Below are 17,291 nucleotides of genomic sequence, written 5' to 3'. Positions count from 1 at the left end.
ACGGGAACGAGGGTACAGGCGCGCCCGTTCAGCCCAGCCGATCCAGCGCCTGCTGAAGATCCGCGATCAGGTCGGCCTCATTTTCGAGCCCGATCGACAGCCGTACGGTCTCCGGCCCGACCTGCGCGGCGGCCTTCTCGTGCTCCGGCAGCTGCCGGTGCGTGGTCGAGGATGGGTGGATCGCCAGCGACTTGATCTCGCCGATATTCACGAGGTGCGAGATCAGCTCCAGCCCGGCGATGAGCTTGAGCGCCGCCGGCTCGCCGCCCTTCAGCGCGACTGTGAAGATCGAGCCCGGACCGTCCGGCGTGTAGCGCCGGGCGAGGTCCTCCCCGGGTTGCCCCGGCAGCAACGGGTAGCTCACCCAATCCACCGCCGGATGATCCTTTAGGAAGGCCGCGACCGCCCGCGCGTTGGCGCAGTGCCGCTCCATGCGCAGGGGAAGGGTCTCGATGCCCATGAGCGTCAGGAACGCGTTCATCGGCGACAGGCCCGGTCCGAGATCGCGCAGGCCGAAGAACCGGCAGGCCGCCGCGAACGGCGCTTCCGGGAAAGCCTTCGTGAGGACGAGCCCGTCGTAATCCGGCCAGGGCTCGGTGATCAGGTTGTAGCCGCCGGCCTTGGTCCAGTCGAACGTGCCGGCATCGCAGATCACGCCGCCGATGGTCTGGCCGGAGCCGCTCAGGAACTTCGAGGTGGAGTGCCAGACGATGTCGGCGCCGTGCTCGATCGGCCGGATCAGCGCCGGCGAGGCGAGGGTGTTGTCGACGACGAGCGGCAGGCCGTGGCGGCGAGCCACCGCGGCGATCCCGTCGAGGTCCACCACCGAGCCGCACGGGTTGACGATTGATTCGCAGAAGATCGCCCGGCAGTCCGGCGTGATCGCCGCCTCGTAGTCCTCTGGGGCCATGCCTCGGGCGAAGCGGGGCTTCAGGTCGTAGCGCCCGTCGAGGCGCCGCATCAGGCCCAGCGACCCGCCGAACAGGCGCGGGGACGCGACATAGGCGTCGCCGCTCTTCATCAGCGTCATCAGGACCAGCTGCATCGCGGATTGTCCGGAGGACACCGCCACCCCGGCCCTGGCGCCTTCGAGATCGGCGATCCGGCGCTCCAGCGCGGCCACCGTCGGGTTCGAACCGCGTGAATAGGAGAAACCCGTCCGGCGCCCGGCGAAGATGTCCGCCGCCTGCTCGGTCGAGTCGAAGACGAAGCCGTTGGTGAAGTAGATCGGCTGGACTCGCGCGCCGGTGGCGGGGTCCGGTGCCGCCCCGGCATGGATCGCCCGGGTCGCGAAGCGATGTGGTCGGTTCTCGTCCGTCATGGCTCTGGGTCGGGTTCCCGGTGTCCGGACCACGGGTGAACCCGAGCCGATCGGTCGGTCAAGCCGCGCGGCTGATGAAGGCCTGCAGGGTCCGGAGCAGGGTCGTCGGCTCGTAGGGCTTCGGGATGAACCGCGCGCCCTCCGGCATGTCGTTGGGTCCTGGGGTACCCATGCCCGACACCACCAGCACCGGTATCGACGGCCAGCGATGCGCCACGAGGCGCGCGAGGGCAAAGCCGTCCATCGAGCCCTGCGGCATGTCGACGTCGGTCATCAGGACGCCGACGTCGTCGCGGTTCTCCAGCACCTTGAGGGCTTTGTCGGCGTGGCTCGCCTCCACCACGGTGAAGCCGGCATCCGCCAGGGTGTCCGAGGCCTCCATCAGCAGGAGGCCGTCATCTTCCACCAGAAGTACCACGGGTTGGTCGGACGGGCTCTCTGACATCAGACCTGCGGAGGTGAGTCTCAAATTCCGAAGCCCGCGCCGTATTCCTCCGGGGCTCCCCGCGTCAAGGCGCGGGGCCCGGCTGCGTCAGGCTGCCTCTTCGCGCTTGCCGAGGCGCTTATCGAGATAGGTGTCCACCGTCTGGGTCAGTTCCTCGACCTTTCCGTCGAAGAAATGATTGGCGCCCTCGACCATCTGGTGCTCGATGATGACGCCCTTCTGGGTCTTCACCTTCTCGATCACCGGCATGACCTCGCGCGCCGGCGCGACCCGGTCCTCGGAACCGTGCACGAACAGGCCCGACGAGGGGCAGGGCGCCAGGAAGGTGAAGTCGTAGCGATTCGCCATCGCGGCGATGGAGATGAAGCCTTCGATCTCCGGCCGGCGCATCAGGAGCTGCATGCCGATCCACGAGCCGAACGACACGCCGGCGATCCAGCAGGACTTCGCCTCCGGATTGACCGACTGCACCCAGTCGAGCGCGGCGGCCGCGTCCGACAGCTCACCCGTCCCGTGGTCGAACGAGCCCTGGCTCCGTCCGACTCCGCGGAAATTGAAGCGCAGGGCTGCGAAGCCGCGATTGGCGAACGTGTAGAAAAGATTGTACACGATCTGATTGTTCATCGTGCCCCCGAATTGGGGATGCGGATGAAGGATGATGGCGATCGGCGCGCCGCGCTTCTTGGGAGCTTGATAGCGGCCTTCCAGGCGGCCGGCCGGGCCGGTGAAGATGACTTCGGGCATCGCTCGTCTCTCACTCTCGAGACCACGCGCCAGCGTTCGGCCCATCGGCGCAGCAGCCTTGACTCGTCGCGCGACCATCATAAAAGCAGTCTTAGAACGGTTCTAGTCGATTAGAACTGTTCTAAAGAAGCCGTCTGAAGTGTCGCAATGGCTGCCACGCCGATCGAGCTTGGTCGGCGGGATCTCATTCTCTCGGCGCGCCTTAGCACGGCGAGCCGGTGCGCGCGCAAGGAATTGTGACGCGCCGCAGCAGAGGATTCAACGGAACGCGGATGAGCCGGGCACGCGCCTATCTCGACTACAACGCCACCGCTCCGGTCCGTCCGGCCGTCGTGGAGGCGGTCGCGCGCGCGTTGGGCCTTCCCGGCAACCCGTCCTCGATTCATGCGGAAGGGCGTGCGGCCCGCACCGCCCTCGAGGCTGCGCGCGCCCAAGTCGCCGCGCTCGTGAACGCGCGGCCCGAGCAGGTGATCTTCACCAGCGGCGGGACCGAGGCGGCGAACACCGCCCTGTCCGGTGCGCTGCGCCGTGGCGGCCAGCCGCGCCCGACCCGCCTTCTTCACACGGCGACAGAGCATCCCTGCGTGGCCGCGGGCCACCGCTTCGCGGACGCCGCAGTGGATCAGCTGCCGGTGACCCGGGATGGCTTGGTCGACCTCGCCGCCCTGGAGGCGCGCCTCGCCGACCTGGCAGAGGAGACCGTGCTTCTGTCGGTTCATGCCGCCAACAACGAGACCGGCGCCGTGCAGCCGCTCGCCGAGGTCGTCGCCCTGGCGCGGGCGCATGGCCGGACGCTCGTCCACAGCGACGCCGTGCAGGCGGCCGGCAAGATCCCCCTCGATATGGCGGCGCTCGGCCTCGACGCGCTTACCCTGTCGGGCCACAAGTTCGCGGCGCCGAAGGGCGTCGGCGCCCTGGTGCTGGCGAACGGCGTGACCCTGGAGAGCGCTTTCCTGCGGGGCGGCGGCCAGGAGCGCCGGCAGCGCTGCGGCACCGAGTGCCTGCCGGCGATCGTCGGCATGGGGGAGGCGGCCCGGATCGCGCGCGCCTCCCTCGACGAGGAGGCGAGCCGCCTTTCGGCGCTTCGGGACCGGATCGAGGCCGGCGTGCGCGCCCTGGCGCTTGACGCCGTGGTGTTCGCCGCCGGGGCACCGCGCCTTCCCAACACCCTGAGCTTCTCGGTCCCGGGGCTCGACGCGCCCTCGGCCCTGATCGCCCTCGACCTCGCCGGGGTGGCGGTGTCGTCGGGCTCGGCCTGCTCGTCGGGCAAGGTCGCGCGCTCGGCGACGCTCGCGGCGATGGGCGTGGATTCGGGTCTTGCCGGGGGGGCGCTGCGCGTCAGCCTCGGCTGGAACACGGTGGACGCGGATGCGGCATGCTTCCTCGACGCCTGCGAACGGGCCTTGCAGCCCCTATATAGACGGCGAGGACAGGCGGCCTGAGAGCCGCATCCCCGCTTTCCGACAGACGCTTCCCGGTCCTTGACGCCGGCGATGCCTAGGAGACGCTGATGCCTGCTGTGCAGGAAACCATTGACCGGGTCCGCTCGATCGACCTCGACCAGTACAAGTACGGGTTCGAGACCACCATCGAGATGGAGAAGTCCGCGAAGGGCATCTCCGAGGACGTCGTCCGCTTCATCTCGGCCAAGAAGAACGAGCCCGCGTGGCTGCTGGAATGGCGCCTCGACGCCTACCGGCGCTGGCTGACCATGCAGGAGCCCGAGTGGGCGCGCGTCTCCTACGACAAGGTCAACTACAACGACATCTACTACTACGCGGCGCCCAAGCGCCCGGCGGCGATGTCGCTCGACGAGATCGACCCCGAGATCCTGAAGACCTACGAGAAGCTCGGCATCCCGCTGCGGGAGGTCGAGGTGCTGGAGGGCATCGCCCCCGAGCGCCGCGTCGCGGTCGATGCCGTGTTCGATTCGGTCTCGGTGGCCACCACCTTCAAGAAGGAACTCTCGAAGGCCGGCGTGATCTTCATGCCGATCTCCGAGGCCGTGCAGGAATATCCCGAGCTGGTGCAGAAGTACCTCGGCTCGGTCGTTCCGGCGACCGACAACTTCTTCGCGACGCTCAACTCCGCCGTCTTCTCCGACGGATCGTTCGTCTACATCCCGCCGGGCGTCCGCTGCCCGATGGAGCTGTCGACTTATTTCCGCATCAACGAGCGCGACACCGGCCAATTCGAGCGCACGCTGATCATCGCCGACAAGGGGTCTTACGTCTCGTATCTCGAGGGCTGCACCGCTCCGAAGCGCGACGACAACCAGCTCCACGCCGCGGTGGTCGAGTTGGTCGCACTGGACGATGCCGAGATCAAGTACTCGACGGTCCAGAACTGGTACCCGGGCGACAACGAGGGCAAGGGCGGGATCTACAACTTCGTGACCAAGCGCGGCGATTGCCGCGGCGCCCGCTCGAAGATCTCGTGGACGCAGGTCGAGACCGGCTCGGCGATCACCTGGAAGTACCCGTCCTGCATCCTGCGCGGCGACGATTCCCGCGGGGAGTTCTACTCGATCGCGGTGTCGAACGGCATGCAGCAGGTCGATTCCGGCACCAAGATGATCCATCTCGGCAAGAACACGACGAGCCGGATCATCTCGAAGGGCATCTCGGCCGGCCGCTCGCAGAACACCTACCGGGGCCTCGTCTCGGCTCACAGGAAGGCTTCGAACGCCCGGAACTTCACGAACTGCGACTCTCTGCTGATCGGCGACCAGTGCGGCGCGCACACCGTGCCCTACATCGAGTCGAAGAACGCCTCGGCTGTGTTCGAGCACGAGGCCACCACGTCGAAGATTTCCGACGAGCAGAAGTTCTACTGCCAGCAGCGCGGCCTCTCCGAGGAGGAGGCGACCGCGCTGATCGTCAACGGCTTCGTCCGCGACGTGCTGCAGCAGTTGCCCATGGAGTTCGCCGTCGAGGCCCAGAAGTTGATCTCGATCAGCCTTGAGGGCTCGGTGGGCTGAGCCGACGACCATGACCTACGCGTTCGACACCCTTAAGTTCACGCCAAGGCTGGAACAGGTTGGCGTCGGACGCGAACAGGCCGTGGCGCATGCGGAACTCTCTTGGGACATGACCCTTGCCGATACCGCGACCAAGGCGGAACTCGCGGAGCTGAAGAAAGATCTTGAGTCTTCGCTCCGCGAACTCGAACCGCGTATGACTGGGAAGATCGGCGCCATCGTCGGCGCGCCCGTCGCAGTCATTGTGGCCCTTCAGAAATTTCTTTGACGGCTTCGGCCAGTCAACACGTCTAAGCTTGGGACTACCGAGACATGCTGGAAATCAAGAACCTCGTCGTGCAGATCGAGGATAACCGTATCCTGAACGGCCTGAACCTGACCGTGAATGACGGCGAGGTCGCCGCCATCATGGGGCCGAACGGTTCGGGCAAGTCGACCCTCTCCTACGTCATCGCCGGCAAGGAGGACTACGAGGTCCTCGACGGCGAGATCCTGCTCGACGGGCAGAACGTGCTGGAGATGGCCGCCGACGAGCGCGCCGCAGCCGGGATCTTCCTGGCTTTCCAGTATCCGCTGGAGATCCCCGGCGTCGGCACCATGACCTTCCTCAAGGCCTGCCTGAACGCGCAGCGCAAGGCGCGCGGCGAGGCCGAGCTGTCGACCCCCGACTTCATCCGGGCGGTGAACGGCGCGGCCGACAAGCTCGAGATCAACAAGGAGATGCTCAAGCGCGCCCTCAACGTCGGCTTCTCCGGCGGTGAGAAAAAGCGCATGGAGATCCTCCAGATGGCGCTGCTGCAGCCGAAGTTCTGCGTGCTCGACGAGACCGATTCCGGCCTCGACATCGACGCCCTGCGCATCGTCTCCGAGGGCGTGAATGCGCTGCGCGACCAGGGCCGCGCGTTCCTGGTCATCACCCACTATCAGCGGCTGCTCAACCACATCGTGCCCGACACCGTGCACGTCATGTCGAAGGGGCAGATCGTGAAGACCGGCGGCAAGGAACTCGCCCTGGAGCTCGAAGCCTCCGGCTACGCCGAGTACCGCACCAGCGAGGCCGCCTGAGCCATGGCCGACGTCACCAACCTCCGCTCCCCCGCCGAGGCCGGCCTGTCGAAGCTGTTCGAGACCGCCCGCCAGAGCTTCGCCAGCGACGCGACGATCGCCCGCGAGGAGGCCTTCCGCTTCTTCGAGGCGACCGGCCTGCCGAGCCGCCGGGTCGAGGCCTTCAAGTACACCGATCTGCGGGCCGCCATCAGCGAGGCCGCTCCGCCGGCCGAGGCCCCGAGCCTCGAGGCCGCCAAGGCGGCGGTCGGTGCGGCCAAGGGCTTTGCCGGGCTCGAGGCGGCGCGCCTGACCTTCGTGAACGGCCATCTCGTCCGCGAATTGTCCGACCTCGACCGGATGCCGGCCGCAGTCACGGTCGTGCCGCTGAACGACGCGCTGAGCCAGGGCGACGCCGTCCTCAAGCAGCTCGCCCCCGTGCCCCAGGCCCGGGAGAATCCGGTCTATCAGCTCAACACCGCCTTCCTGGCGGACGGCGCGGTGATCCGGGTCGCTCCCGGCGCCAAGCCTGAGCAGCCGATCCACCTGCGCTTCGTCGCCACCGGCGACAAGCCGTTCTCGACGGCGACCCGCGTGCTCGTCGAGCTCGGCGAGGGCGCGGAATTCAGCCTGCTGGAGAGCCACGAGGGTCCGGACGGACTCACCTGCCAGCCGAACGACGCCCTCGACGTGGTGGTCGGTCCGCGGGCTGCCTTCCGGCACACCCGCCTCAACAAGGAAGGCGACGCCACGATCGCGCTCTCGACCCTGTCGCTGAAGGTCGAGACCAAGGCGCAGGTCGAGACGGTGAATCTCGTCACCGGGGCGGTGCTGTCGCGCCATCAGATCTACGTCCACGTCGCCGGCGACGATACCAACGTCGTGGTGAACGGGGCGGCGATGCTGCGCAACGGCCAGCTCGCCGACTCGACGCTGCTCGCCGACCATGCCGCGGTCGGCGGCGTCGGCCGCGAGCAGTTCAAGTGGATCATCGACGGCGACGCCACCGGCGTGTTCCAGGGCAAGATCATCGTTCGTCAGGTCGCCCAGAAGACCGACGGCAAGATGAAGTCCGACTGCCTCCTCCTCACCGACGAGGGGCAGATGATGAACAAGCCGGAGCTGGAGATCTTCGCCGACGACGTCGCCTGCGGCCACGGGGCCACCTGCGGCGCGCCGGACCCGGACCTGCTGTTCTACCTGATGGCCCGCGGCCTTCCCCGCCCGATCGCCGAGAGCCTTCTGGTTCAGGCCTTCGTCGGCGAGGCGGTGGAATCGGTCACGCACGAGGGCGCCCGCGCGGCGCTGATCGGCGAGATCGAGGCCTGGCTGAAGGCGCGGGGCTGACCCTTCAACCCTCCCCCTCTGCGGGGGAGGGTGCCGAATGGAGTGAGGCGGGAGAGAGGAGCGACGGTGCCGAACAGAGTTCTGTTCGCGACATCTGCTCAGCCCTTTCCGGCAGCCGGGCTCCCCTCTCCCGACCCTCGCTGACGCGAGGGCCACCCTCCCCCGCAAAGGCGGGAGGGAGACCCGCGAGCGTGACCCGATGAACGCACCCGTCCTCACCCCCACCTACGATGTCGAGGCGATCCGCAGGGATTTCCCGATCTTGGGCCAGCAGGTCTACGGCAAGCCGCTCGTCTACCTCGACAACGCCGCCTCGGCGCAGAAGCCGCGTCAGGTGATCGACGCGATGGTCTCCTGCATGGAGACCGGCTACGCCAACGTCCATCGCGGCCTGCACTACATGGCGAATGCCGCGACCGAGGGATTCGAGGGCGCGCGCGAGACCACGCGCCAGTTCCTCAATGCCGCCTCGACCGACGAGATCATCTTCACCCGCAACGCCACCGAGGCCTACAACCTCGTCGCCTCGTCGATGGGCTGGGGCGGGCTGATCGGGGAGGGGGACGAGATCATCCTCTCGATCATGGAGCATCACTCCAACATCGTGCCCTGGCACTTCCTGCGCGAGCGCCGCGGCGCGGTGATCAAGTGGGCACCGGTGGACGACGAGGGCAACTTCCTGGTCGAGGAGTACGAGAAGCTGTTCTCGCCCCGCACCAAGATGGTGGCGATCACCCACATGTCGAACGTACTCGGCACGGTGACGCCGGCCGCCGAGATCGTCCGCATCGCCCACGCCCACGGCGTGCCGGTGCTGCTCGACGGCGCGCAGAGCGCGGTCCACCAGCCCGTCGATGTCCGGGCACTTGATTGCGACTTCTTCGTCTTCACCGGCCACAAGGTCTACGGCCCGACCGGGATCGGCGTGCTCTACGCCAAGAAGGAATGGCTGGACCGCCTGCCGCCCTATCAGGGCGGTGGCGAGATGATCCGGACCGTGAGCGAGGATGCGATCCTCTACAACGATCCGCCGCACAAGTTCGAGGCCGGCACCCCGGCCATCATTGAGGCGGTGGGCCTCGGGGCCGCGCTGGAATACATGATGAGCCTCGGACGCGACGCGATCGCCGCGCACGAAGCGAAGCTGACCGCCTACGCACAGGAGCGCCTCGGCGCGATGAATTCCCTGCGCCTGATCGGCACGGCTGCAGGAAAGGGCGGCGTGATCGCCTTCGAGATGAAGGGGGCGCACGCCCACGACATCGCCACGGTGATCGACCGCCAAGGCGTGGCGGTGCGGGCCGGGACGCATTGTGCGATGCCGCTGCTCAAGCGTTTCGGCGTGACCTCGACCTGCCGCGCCTCGTTCGGCCTCTATAACACGACGGCGGAGATCGACGCTCTTGCCGAGGCGCTTGGCAGGGCGGAAATGCTGTTTACCTGATAGTCTGGTTGAAGCTGGTGCCGCCGACGCGGACCTGCGGAGAGTGAAGCGATGACCACCGACGCCACCATCACCGGCGGCATGAACGCCCCCGCCGTCGCCGGAGCCTCGGCGATCCCGCCGGCGGAAATGGATCGCCTGACCGACGACATCGTCGCGGCGCTGAAGAGCGTCTACGATCCGGAGATCCCGGCCGACATCTACGAGCTCGGCCTGATCTACAAGGTCGACATCGACGACGACCGCAAGGTCGCCATCGACATGACGCTCACGGCGCCGGGCTGCCCGGTGGCGGGCGAGATGCCTGGCTGGGTGGAGAACGCGGTGGGCGCCGTGCCGGGCGTGCAATCCTGCGCGGTGACGATGGTGTTCGATCCGCCGTGGGACCAGAGCCGCATGTCGGACGAGGCACGTGTCGCCCTCGACATGTGGTAGGCTGGCCTCAAGGGACCGGGCGGCCCGGATCCAGCGGCATCGGTGGCGGCCTGGCGAGCCGGGCCGCGACCTCTGATAAATCGGCGGCATCAGGCGCGCTCCGATAGGGTTCGGCCTCCATGCCGTCGCCCGCGTGCATGTAGAGCGGGATCCAGCGAAACCGCGTTTCCGCCCGCCGCAGGCAGCGCAGGATTGAGCCAGATACGCCCCGACGCACCTGTGAGTGTCGAGTCCGCCTCTGGCAAGTCGATCCAGTCAACGCGGCAAGTGTCGCGGGTTTGTAATAGGGCGCAGGACTGGCTCAGACCTACGAGCACACCGACAGCGCGACGATTGTCTGCGGCAATCTACGTAGCCGTTAAGGCCGCGGTAACCCTGCCAGCGCAGATCGGATCGGCCGCTTTCGTTGCGGTCCCCCATCGGCGCGGTTGGTGAAATCGGATGAGTTCGGGCTACGTCGTCGCGGCATTCCTGGAATTGGCCGGACTTGTCGGCCTCGTGGTCGCGATCATCAGGATGCGGACGGAACGACAGGCAAAGGCCGCCGAACTGCGTGGCTTCCTGCGCTCCGGACAGAGCGCATCCTCAAGCCTCGGCACCGCAGAAAAGCGGCGGACGACCCTGTTCGGTTCGCGCCTGAGCGCCATCCCGGTCGTGCCGAGCCGCGGTTACGCCGGACCACAGCGGGATTCGGCCGCCCGCTCGGCCCTCGGCCGGGCTATCATACGCACCGCTCACAGGACCAGTTCCGATCTCACCGCTCCACTCAGCGCAGGATGATGTCGAGGCCGCTGCCGAACAGGACGACGGCGCTGAGGGTGAACATGAACTTCAGGTCTTCGAGACGGGCGCTCATGGTCTTTCCTCTTGCGTTCGTCGGCTTCGTCGCTGCTCGATGCCCGATTATCATCGCATTAACGGAATTTCCGCGAGCCCTTTCAGCTTCCGTTAGGGATTTACGAGCGGTTTCCATTCGGTAAGGTTATCCGTTCGTTAATCGCGCCCCCGCCGCCAAGGGGTTTTCGGTACGGCCGTGGCTCACCGCGGCGTGGCGGGACACCGGCGCACACCCTCCGGAAGGAGCGCACCTATGCTGCAGCAACGGACGGGTCCGATCCGGCGCGCGGTCGACTGGATGTTCCGTGATCGCACCACGGGCGCGATCACCATCGCGCAATGGCCGAACCTGCCGCTTTGGCTCTTCGCTGGGCTCAGCGTGGCCGCGTGGCTGGCGCGGCGTTCCGAGGTGGTTGGCTCTTGGTTGTCGATCGCCGCGGACCTCGCTTTGACCTGGTGGGCGCTCGACGAGGTGCTGCGCGGCGTCAATCCCTGGCGGCGGCTGCTCGGTGCGGCGACCCTCGCCGGCCTCGTGACTCTGATCACGCTTCGGCGAGCGGCATAGGGCGGGGTCAATCCAATCGCGCTACTGACAATTGCACGTACTCATGCGCCTTTCCGATCCGCGGTCAGTCAAGTTGCAAACGGATATTGGGTCCTGCACTGGTAAATACCCTCTCGATTGGGTCAGCACGCGCTCAGTTCTCATCGATCGGCCACGGTACAAACATAACGGTAGGTTGCACCGGCCGAGAAATTGTGAATGGTCACGCCAGGCACCACGTGGCGTGGTGCAGCCCCGCAATGGTGCGCGTACCCGCGCCCGGCCGATGGTTGGTGTTGAAGGCCCCTCATGACGGACGCGGGTGGATTCGATCCCAAAGACTCCGCTTCGCGCGCGGATGAGCGGGAGAGGCTGCTCGGTCAGATCGCCGAAGCCCTGAACATCCCGGTCACGACCTTCCGCGGCAAAAGCTCTCTGATCGCGCGCGGCCGGGGGCCGAATGCGTCGGAATGCGCCGCGCTTTTGGCCGCCTTCACGCGGATCGACGATCCGGATGTCCGGAAGGAGTGCCTCGCCCTCGTGGAACGCTACACCGACGCATGAGGCCCTGTGCATCCGGCGGTGCGTTCGCGCACACGCGGGCTGTGAGCGCCGGACACACGGCATGCTATAGCGCCCGCCGTCTCCGAGGCGGGCCTCCATCGGCGCGCCGCATCTTCGGGGTTGGGTCGGTCTCGGCCCCGCGCGCCCCTGCTCCGTTCAGGCCCTGATGCCGATCATCACCATCTCGTCGCTGTCGAAGACCTACAAGTCCGGCTTCACAGCCTTGCGCGACATCAACCTGGCCATCGAGCGCGGGGAGATTTTCGCGCTCCTGGGCCCCAATGGCGCCGGCAAGTCGACCCTGATCAACATCGTCTGCGGCATCGTCACGCCGAGCTCCGGCAGGGTACTGGTCGACGGACACGACATCGCCGGTGACTACCGCGCCGCCCGGCGGGCGATCGGTCTCGTGCCGCAGGAGCTGACGACCGACGCCTTCGAGACGGTGCTGAACACCGTGAGCTTCTCCCGGGGCCTGTTCGGGCTTCGTCCCGATCCCGGTCATATCGAGCGGATCCTGCGGGCGCTGTCCCTCTGGGACAAGCGCGACAGCCGGCTGATGACCCTGTCGGGCGGCATGAAGCGTCGGGTCCTGATCGCCAAGGCCCTGTCGCACGAGCCCCGGGTGCTGTTCCTCGACGAGCCGACCGCCGGCGTCGACGTCGAGCTGCGCCAGGACATGTGGCGCCTCGTGCGCGACCTGCGCCAGCAGGGCGTCACCGTCATCCTCACCACCCACTATATCGAGGAGGCCGAGGAGATGGCGGACCGCATCGGCGTGATCCGCCGGGGCGAGATCATCCTGGTGGAGGAGAAGGCCGCGCTGATGCGCAAGCTCGGGCGCAAGCAGCTCACCCTGCATCTCCAGAAGCCGATGACGTCGATCCCGCCGGAGCTGTTCGATTACGAGCTGGCGCTCGCCGGGAATGGAAGCGAGCTCATCTATACCTACGACACCCGGGCCGAGCGCACCGGCATCACCGGGCTGCTGACCGGCCTGGCGGCGGCGGGCATCCGGTTCAACGACCTCCACACTGAGCAGAGTTCGCTGGAGGACATCTTCGTGGGCCTCGTCCGCGAGGAAGGAGCACGGGCATGATCAGCGCCACGAACATGAACTGGCCGGCGGTCCGGGCGATCTACCGGTTCGAGATGGGCCGGTTCTGGCGCACCGCCGGGCAGAGCATCCTGGCCCCGGTGATCTCGACGACCCTGTACTTCGTGGTGTTCGGGGCCGCGATCGGCTCGCGGGTCTCGGCTGTCGACGGCGTCCCTTACGGGCTGTTCATCGTCCCGGGCCTGATCATGCTGTCGCTGCTCACGCAGAGCATCGCGAACGCCTCGTTCGGCATCTACTTCCCGCGCTTCGCCGGGACGATCTACGAGATCCTGTCGGCGCCGATCTCGCCGCTCGAGGTGGTGCTGGGCTTCGTCGGAGCTGCAGCATCGAAGTCGATCCTGATCGGCCTGATCATCCTGGCGACGTCCGCGCTGTTCGTGCCGCTGCGGATCGACCACCCGTTCTGGATGATCGGCTTCCTGCTGCTCACCGCCGTGACCTTCAGCCTGTTCGGCTTCGTGATCGGCCTGTGGGCGGACGGGTTCGAGAAGCTGCAGCTGGTGCCGCTCCTCGTGGTCACGCCCCTGACCTTCCTGGGCGGCAGCTTCTACGCCATCAGCATGCTGCCGCCGTTCTGGCACGCGGTGAGCCTGCTCAATCCGGTCGTGTACCTGATCAGCGGCTTCCGCTGGGCGTTCTTCGGCAAGGCCGACGTGAACATCGCGGTCAGCCTGGGCATGACCGCTCTGTTCCTGGTGATCTGCCTCGGCCTCGTCACCTACATCTTCCGCACGGGCTACCGGCTGAAGAGCTGACGCCTCAGGGCTGCGCCGCGAGGAAGGCCAGCACGCCGTCCCGGTGCGGCTTGGCGCCGACCGCGGTCGAGTGGTCCTTGCCCTCGATCTCCAGCGCTCGCGCGTCCGGGATCAGGGCGGCGAGCCCCGGGCCGGAGCCCGCCACGGTGTCGAGGGTCCCGACCGAGACCAGAACCGGCACCTCGATCTGCGCGAGTTCGGCCCGGCTGAGCGTCTGGCGCGAGCCGCGCATGCAGGCGGCGAGCGCCCGCAGGTCGCTCCGTGTCTGCTCGGCGAAGATGCGGAAGGCCGCGGCGGTGGGGTTTGGAGCCGGGGTCCCGGGAGCTGCCTCCAGAGCCTCGGCGATGCCGGACGGCAAGCCCTTGCCCTCGACCAAGTGCATCCCGAGACCGCCGATCAGCGCCGAGCGGACCCGATCCGCGTGGTCCAGGGCGATATGGGCGGTGATCCGTCCGCCCATCGAGTAGCCCATGACGTGGGCGCGCGCGATGCCGAGATGGTCGAGGAGCCGGATCGCGTCGCCGGCCATTGCCTCGGAGCTGTAGGCGGCCGGATCGTAGAGCTTCTCGCTCTCGCCGTGGCCGCGATTGTCCAGCGCGATCGCGCGGTATCCAGCCTGGGTCAGGGCCCGGACCCACTGGGTGTTGACCCAGTTGACCGCGTGATTCGATGCGAAGCCGTGGATCAGCAGGATCGGCTTGCCGGCGCCGTCCGCCGGCGGGACGTCGATGTAGGCGATCCGCACGCCGTCGGAATTGAAGGACTCCATGCCGCGCAATCCATGCTCCGTAAGCTCGGCCACCCGCTTAGACCACGCGCACGCGCCGGGGCAACGCGCAGCGTTGCGCTTGCGGGTCGGGGCGCCGGCTGGCAAACCGCGCCGGTCATGACGGACACGCAGCCCTACGGCACCTACGAACCGTCCGGCCTCGTGGCGGCGATCACCCGCCGCACGAACCGGATCCCCACCGATTCCTGGTACGGCCGGCGCCTCGCGCTGTTCCTGCGCCGGATCGCGATCTCGCGGCTCGGGGGCAAGCCCCTCGACGTGACCCGCTACGGCGCGCGGATGCGGCTGCACCCGTACAACAACAACTGCGAGAAGAAGGTGCTGTTCACGCCGCAATTCTTCGATCCGGAGGAGCGCGCGCTTCTGCAGGCGCGTCTCACGAAGGACTGCGTGTTCCTCGACATCGGCGCCAATATCGGCGCCTACGCCCTGTGCGTGGCGGCCTTCGCGGGTCCGGCGGCGCGGATCATCGCGGTCGAGCCGCAGCCCGACGTGTTCGACCGCCTGACCTACAACATCGCCCAGAACCCATTCCACACCGTGAAGGCGGTCGCCTGCGCGGTGGCCGACAAGGCGGGCGAGCTCACCCTGTTCATCGATCCGCGCAACCGCGGCGAGTCGAGCCTGCGCATTGTCGGCACCAATGAAGGTGCGCGGATTACCGTGCCGGCCGTGACGCTCCTCGAACTCCTGCACAGCGAGGGCCTGAGCCGGGTCGATGCCGTCAAGCTCGACGTGGAGGGCGCCGAGGATCTGATCCTGGAACCGTTCCTGCGCGAGGCGCCGGAAGCACTCCTGCCGCGCATCCTGCTTGTCGAGAACGGCACCGGTCAGTGGCAGATCGATCTGCCGGAGCACCTCAAGGGCTACGGCTATCGCGAGATCGCGCGTACTCGGCTGAACCTCGTCTTTGAGCGTTGAACCCGCCGACGGCACCGTCGCGTCAGAGAAAGTCACGTTCTTGGTTAAAGGGCGAGCCGCCGATCCGTCATGGCGGCTCGCTTTCACCATAAATCACGGCCCTCACTCGGCTTGATGTCACCTCACGGCGCTGACAACCTGCCAGATCGGACGCATCGAATTGCTCTCCAAGTCGAAGATTGGAAGGTTTTCGATGAGTTTGAGTCGGCTTGATCCGCCCGTGAGAGTGAGCTGACCTGTTTCGTTGCGTGCCTCGCGGATTTTACTTTCGACGTAGCCTTGCTCAGCACTTAGAGCCGGCAAGCCATTGAGCCGATCCGCGCGGACAAAATAAGCGTTATTGCCGGCTGAATTTGATCCAACAAAGCAGTAACCCTTCTGAGTTGCGAGATGCACCAGCGCATTCAGTGAAGCGCCATAGTACAGATGCGTGTGGTGCGCAGCGCGTCGATCAAAATTCTCAGCATATTGCACCGTAACCTTCGCGCTGGAACCGAAAATGGAATTATATTCGCAGATCATTATAACCGGCCTGCAAACTTCGATTGCATTCCAAATCCAGTAATCTACGCCATCGATATCGATGCTCATAATGCCTAAATCATCGGCGAATCCTGTGTCTTTTATAATCTCATTTATGTTATCTCGGGTGATAAACGCGCGCACCGCCTGCAAATCGTGACGCCATGATATTTCGTCATGGAGGATCGATGTTACATTCTCCATCGACGAATCCATGATTAATCCGGACCAGTTGTTGTTTATAAGCAAAAATCGTGTGTTCGCCTCTTGGTAGTTCTCGACTCCAAATTCTATGAAGCGCTCCTCCCAAGAGTTAACCTTACATCTCTTGATCAGAAACTGGATGATGCCGTCGTCGCCAAACTGCGAAAAGACTCGAAATTCAGCATCGCTTAAACGTTCAATCTCGCCAATCCTATTCAGCAAATCCCTTGCGGCCACATGACCCATCAGGTGCATGACTTTATAATATTGCGACATTCTTACGTCTTTTCAGGTATTCTGGCACAAAGGGCCATTCTTCAGATGCTCAAATCTTCCGCTATCATAAGATAACTCGAAGAACAAGAGATCCGCATAAAGCTATATATTGGATCGCAAAGCACACGAACGATGGTCGATAGTCCAATTAAATGTTATTTAAAATTGATAAAAGTAGGTATTACACCGCACTACATCATTTCACGACGTGGATTTATTTTGAAACTGTTTCTCGATCATCCTGGAATGGGCAAAAGGGGGCAACTTTAAAGAGGCGTGATCACCGGGATCTCGTCCGCGATGGCGACGCCCTCCGGCGCCACGGCGCAGCGATAGGCCCGGACCTCCACGCCCGCGGCCCGCGCCTCCCGGAAGGCCCGGTCGAAGGCCGGATCGATGTCCCGGGCGACGTCGAAGGCCTGCGCCGCCATCTGAACGACGATGACGACCAGCGCCCGGCCGCCCTCGGCGACGACCTGGGCCAGGTCGCGCATGTGCCGGGCGCTGCGGGCGGCCGTGCAGTCGGGGAATTCCGCGAGGCCGGGCCGCCGCATCAGGTGGCAGTTCTTGACCTCAACGTGGCACGGCCCCCCCGCCGCACCGCTCGCCAGGAAATCGACCCGGCTCGCCTGCGCGTACCGGACCTCCGGTCGCAGCACGTCATGGTCGGCGAGTGCCGTGATGGCGCCGGCCCGGAACGCCTCGGCCACGAGCGCATTCGGCCGCATCGTGTTGATGCCGACCCATTGCGGGCCGCCGGGGAGGTCGGCCTCGACCAGTTCCCAGGTCAGCGGCAGCTTGCGGGCCAGATTGGTCGCGCGCGACAGGAGCACCCGCGCGCCGGCCGTGTTCAAGCCAAGCATCGCCCCGGGGTTGGGGCAGTGGGCCGTGACCAGCCCCGCATCGGTCTCGATATCGGCCAGGAAGCGCTTGTAGCGCCGCACCAGCCGTCCGGGCACGAGCGGCGCGGCGAACTGCATCGAGTCCTCGGGGTTCAT

Annotated in this window: 18 protein-coding genes; 12 read left to right on the top strand and 6 right to left on the bottom strand. The window is 66.1% G+C overall.

Annotation, left to right across the window (positions count from 1 at the left end):
- Positions 1-28: 28 nt before the first annotated feature.
- From JOE48_RS04460 to JOE48_RS04450, 3 genes are all read right to left on the bottom strand, one after another.
- Positions 29-1,321, bottom strand: coding sequence for an O-acetylhomoserine aminocarboxypropyltransferase/cysteine synthase family protein (locus JOE48_RS04460; RefSeq protein WP_210028186.1), 1,293 nt, complete (start codon positions 1,319-1,321; stop codon positions 29-31).
- Positions 1,322-1,379: 58 nt separating this feature from the next.
- On the bottom strand, positions 1,380-1,766 hold the full coding sequence (locus tag JOE48_RS04455) for a response regulator (RefSeq protein ID WP_210028184.1): 387 nt from the start codon (positions 1,764-1,766) through the stop codon (positions 1,380-1,382).
- Between the two features lie 87 nt (positions 1,767-1,853).
- Positions 1,854-2,510, bottom strand: a complete 657-nt coding sequence (locus JOE48_RS04450; RefSeq protein WP_192708591.1) for an alpha/beta hydrolase — start codon at positions 2,508-2,510, stop codon at positions 1,854-1,856.
- A 272-nt stretch (positions 2,511-2,782) separates the two neighbouring features.
- Between JOE48_RS04450 and JOE48_RS04445 the strand changes: the two genes are divergently transcribed.
- The 11 genes from JOE48_RS04445 (at position 2,783) to JOE48_RS04395 (ending at position 13,580) form a co-directional block, all read left to right on the top strand.
- A complete protein-coding gene (locus JOE48_RS04445) occupies positions 2,783-3,952 on the top strand; it encodes a cysteine desulfurase family protein (RefSeq protein ID WP_210028175.1) in 1,170 nt (389 codons plus the stop codon).
- A 68-nt stretch (positions 3,953-4,020) separates the two neighbouring features.
- Positions 4,021-5,490, top strand: a complete 1,470-nt coding sequence (sufB, locus tag JOE48_RS04440; protein WP_210028173.1) for a Fe-S cluster assembly protein SufB — start codon at positions 4,021-4,023, stop codon at positions 5,488-5,490.
- Positions 5,491-5,500: 10 nt separating this feature from the next.
- The gene (locus JOE48_RS04435; protein ID WP_210028171.1) at positions 5,501-5,758 is read left to right on the top strand and encodes a DUF1640 domain-containing protein; all 258 of its coding nucleotides are present in this window, start codon (positions 5,501-5,503) and stop codon (positions 5,756-5,758) included.
- 44 nt (positions 5,759-5,802) lie between these two features.
- Entirely contained in the window at positions 5,803-6,555 is a 753-nt protein-coding gene (gene sufC / locus JOE48_RS04430; protein ID WP_210028169.1) for a Fe-S cluster assembly ATPase SufC, read from the top strand.
- Positions 6,556-6,558: 3 nt separating this feature from the next.
- The gene (locus tag JOE48_RS04425) at positions 6,559-7,881 is read left to right on the top strand and encodes a SufB/SufD family protein (RefSeq protein ID WP_210028167.1); all 1,323 of its coding nucleotides are present in this window, start codon (positions 6,559-6,561) and stop codon (positions 7,879-7,881) included.
- Between the two features lie 199 nt (positions 7,882-8,080).
- Positions 8,081-9,325 carry a cysteine desulfurase gene (locus JOE48_RS04420; RefSeq protein ID WP_210028165.1) on the top strand — a complete coding sequence of 415 codons (1,245 nt, stop codon included), beginning with the start codon at positions 8,081-8,083 and terminating at the stop codon, positions 9,323-9,325.
- 51 nt (positions 9,326-9,376) lie between these two features.
- Positions 9,377-9,760: an SUF system Fe-S cluster assembly protein gene (locus tag JOE48_RS04415; RefSeq protein ID WP_210028163.1), complete on the top strand. Its 384-nt coding sequence runs from the start codon at positions 9,377-9,379 to the stop codon at positions 9,758-9,760.
- Positions 9,761-10,850: 1,090 nt separating this feature from the next.
- The gene (locus JOE48_RS04410) at positions 10,851-11,162 is read left to right on the top strand and encodes a hypothetical protein (RefSeq protein ID WP_210028160.1); all 312 of its coding nucleotides are present in this window, start codon (positions 10,851-10,853) and stop codon (positions 11,160-11,162) included.
- 288 nt (positions 11,163-11,450) lie between these two features.
- Positions 11,451-11,705, top strand: coding sequence for a hypothetical protein (locus JOE48_RS04405; RefSeq protein WP_210028158.1), 255 nt, complete (start codon positions 11,451-11,453; stop codon positions 11,703-11,705).
- 163 nt (positions 11,706-11,868) lie between these two features.
- Positions 11,869-12,804: an ABC transporter ATP-binding protein gene (locus JOE48_RS04400; RefSeq protein ID WP_210035560.1), complete on the top strand. Its 936-nt coding sequence runs from the start codon at positions 11,869-11,871 to the stop codon at positions 12,802-12,804.
- A gap of 14 nt (positions 12,805-12,818) precedes the next feature.
- Complete coding sequence (locus tag JOE48_RS04395; protein WP_409518628.1) at positions 12,819-13,580, top strand: ABC transporter permease; 762 nt, start codon at positions 12,819-12,821, stop codon at positions 13,578-13,580.
- Positions 13,581-13,584: 4 nt separating this feature from the next.
- On the opposite strand, the gene JOE48_RS04390 is transcribed toward JOE48_RS04395, so the two are convergent.
- On the bottom strand, positions 13,585-14,349 hold the full coding sequence (locus JOE48_RS04390; protein WP_210028155.1) for an alpha/beta fold hydrolase: 765 nt from the start codon (positions 14,347-14,349) through the stop codon (positions 13,585-13,587).
- 117 nt (positions 14,350-14,466) lie between these two features.
- Between JOE48_RS04390 and JOE48_RS04385 the strand changes: the two genes are divergently transcribed.
- Positions 14,467-15,291, top strand: a complete 825-nt coding sequence (locus JOE48_RS04385) for an FkbM family methyltransferase (protein WP_210028148.1) — start codon at positions 14,467-14,469, stop codon at positions 15,289-15,291.
- A 117-nt stretch (positions 15,292-15,408) separates the two neighbouring features.
- On the opposite strand, the gene JOE48_RS04380 is transcribed toward JOE48_RS04385, so the two are convergent.
- Complete coding sequence (locus JOE48_RS04380; RefSeq protein WP_210028146.1) at positions 15,409-16,293, bottom strand: hypothetical protein; 885 nt, start codon at positions 16,291-16,293, stop codon at positions 15,409-15,411.
- Between the two features lie 266 nt (positions 16,294-16,559).
- Positions 16,560-17,273, bottom strand: coding sequence for a DNA/RNA nuclease SfsA (gene sfsA / locus JOE48_RS04375; protein WP_210035559.1), 714 nt, complete (start codon positions 17,271-17,273; stop codon positions 16,560-16,562).
- Between the last annotated feature and the right edge of the window lie 18 nt (positions 17,274-17,291).

The sequence above is a fragment of the Methylobacterium sp. PvR107 genome (assembly GCF_017833295.1).
In the GTDB taxonomy this organism is placed as follows: Bacteria; Pseudomonadota; Alphaproteobacteria; order Rhizobiales; family Beijerinckiaceae; genus Methylobacterium.
The sequence above is the reverse complement of the archived record's forward strand: the minus strand, read 5'-3'. Positions and strand labels throughout refer to the sequence as shown.